Source organism: Rhodobacter capsulatus (genome assembly GCF_005144475.1).
In the GTDB taxonomy this organism is placed as follows: Bacteria; Pseudomonadota; Alphaproteobacteria; order Rhodobacterales; family Rhodobacteraceae; genus Rhodobacter; species Rhodobacter capsulatus_C.
Genome location: NZ_SWJZ01000159.1, coordinates 1 through 1,399, shown reverse-complemented (window position 1 = coordinate 1,399; position 1,399 = coordinate 1). Strand labels below are relative to the sequence as shown.

Genomic DNA, 1,399 nt, shown 5'->3' with positions numbered 1-1,399 from the left:
GCGCGCCTGAAGCACACCATGCCTGCGGCTTCACCGGTAGGGTGCCGATCCATGCCGTCCAGATTTGTGCAAGGTTGACCCGCTCCCGTGCGGCTCTTGGCCCAACGCGTTGAACTGCATGGGTTTGTTGCGCCGAACTGCTGGTTTCCGCTGAGTGGCGTCACAAATATTGCATTATCATCGGGTTGCGGCGGCACTCATGGCTTTTCTGGCGAGGTCTCCGGGGCGCCATCGGTGCAGCCCAATTCCCGCACCACCTTGAAGCTCTTCGCTCGACGCTTGTTGGCGGTGTACCAGACAATCTTGCGCTCCTTCGACTGCGAGAATTCGTAGACGACCCCGAGCACGTTCTTCTGATCGTGGGCATCGAGCCTCCATTCGACGGGCAGGCCGATGTCGATCGCCTGATGCGGCAACGACGGTGGTGCAGACTTTTTCTCATCACTCATGACTGGTCCCTCGATGGATTTCAGAAGCCGGATTCGGCAAGTGCGGCGTCGAAAGCCACTTCGAACCGCGCCCGAAACGCGGGCCCCATGGCGCGGCCGAGCCCGATGATGCCGAGCGGGTCGTGCCGCGCGCTGAGTTCGGCAACGAAGGTTTCGGGCAGGGTCAACGTCACGCTGGTTGGATGCCGTCCTCGGGCGCCCCGTCGTTCGCAGACCTCCGGCCAGCCGGTGTCTTTCCAGTCGCGGCAGAGATCATCGCGCAGCCCCTGCGCGACACGCCGGATCAGGAAGGGGACCGGACATCGCGCGGCTTTGGCCCAGGCTTCGACGCGCGGCGCCTGCGCTGCGGTGAGTGAAACGGCGACGTAAACGACCGTTGTCTTTCCCGCGCCTTGAGGCGTGTCGGGTGTCTCTGCCTGGGCGTTCGCAGCAGCCCCTGCGGCGGCCGTGCGCTCCTCGATCGCCGCCGAAGCCATCGCGCCGAAACCTGCCTCCTTCCCGGCTTCCACCCCGGTCGCAAGCGCCGAGGTCTCCAGGTCGCGGGCGCTTGACGCCGGCGAGCGGTCTTCTTTCGGAGCGCCCGCGCTGTCGCCAAATCCCAGCGTCGCGGCGGATGACCCGCATCATGTCCTTGCGCGGAGCCATCACGCGACCTCCATCGGAACGGCGATCATCCGGTCGATCTCGTCGAGCAGCTCTGCTGCCTCCTTCACGGCATTGAGCACATGGGTGGCGAGACCGCGGTTTGGGGTGTGCTCCGCGATCTCGCCCAGCAGTCCTTCGCGATCCATCCGCACGTAGGCGGTGCGGTTCGACAAGAACGCGTCACAGGCGGGCAGGGCTGCGAACAGCTCTTGCGCCACTGCCCGTTCCGCTTCCGAGACACGCAGGGGCACCCGGTTCAGGATCACGGAAAACCCCGGCAACTCCTCGGGGCGATCGACCCGGCC

3 protein-coding genes are annotated in these 1,399 nt (G+C 65.4%); all 3 read right to left on the bottom strand.

What is annotated here, in order from left to right; translation table 11 throughout:
• Positions 1-197: 197 nt before the first annotated feature.
• Positions 198-449, bottom strand: coding sequence for a hypothetical protein (locus tag FBT96_RS20425; RefSeq protein WP_136909924.1), 252 nt, complete (start codon positions 447-449; stop codon positions 198-200).
• A 20-nt stretch (positions 450-469) separates the two neighbouring features.
• Complete coding sequence (locus FBT96_RS20420) at positions 470-958, bottom strand: hypothetical protein (RefSeq protein WP_169583685.1); 489 nt, start codon at positions 956-958, stop codon at positions 470-472.
• A 135-nt stretch (positions 959-1,093) separates the two neighbouring features.
• Positions 1,094-1,399, bottom strand: a 306-nt coding sequence (locus tag FBT96_RS20950; protein WP_169583683.1) for a hypothetical protein, incomplete at its 5' end; no start/stop codon positions are given.

Bases quoted from the DNA above. Each gene is read 5' to 3' on its own strand.
- FBT96_RS20425 (WP_136909924.1), bottom strand. From the start codon at position 449: ATGAGTGATGAGAAAAAGTCTGCACCACCGTCGTTGCCGCATCAGGCG.